The sequence below is a fragment of the Streptomyces sp. SP17BM10 genome (genome assembly GCF_036322405.1).
GTDB lineage: Bacteria > Actinomycetota > Actinomycetes > Streptomycetales > Streptomycetaceae > Kitasatospora.
This window is the reverse complement of the sequence record NZ_JAQYXB010000038.1, coordinates 1-349: the sequence shown is the minus strand read 5'-3', so window position 1 is coordinate 349 and position 349 is coordinate 1. Positions and strand designations below refer to the sequence as shown.

The window sequence follows — 349 nt, the reverse complement described above, 5'->3', positions numbered from 1 at the left end:
GCGTTCACCCGCCACTGCTGGTTCGCGGCGCCGGTGCAGGTCCAGATCTGCACCCGGGTGCCGGCTGCGGTGGCGTGGCCCGGCACGTCCAGGCACTTGTCGCCGTACACGGTCAGCTGGTCGCCGGCCGTCGACGTCCAGTGGTGGTTGGCCCCGCCCGACCAGTCGTCGACCTGCAGGGACGAGCCGTCGGCCCGGCCGACGCTCGGCACGACGAGACCCCGGCCGGACCCCGCACCGCGCAGGGCGCCGCTGGTGTCCGCCTGAGCCGGGTTGGCGACGAGCATCGCCGCCAGTGCCGCCGCGACCGCAAGTACGGTGGTGAGCACCACAGAGGGGTGCCTGGGGC

At 74.8% G+C, this 349-nt stretch carries 1 protein-coding gene; it reads right to left on the bottom strand.

What is annotated here, in order from left to right; all coding sequences use genetic code 11:
- On the bottom strand, positions 1-349 hold a 349-nt coding region (locus tag PUR71_RS00120), incomplete at both ends, for an RICIN domain-containing protein (protein WP_329924235.1).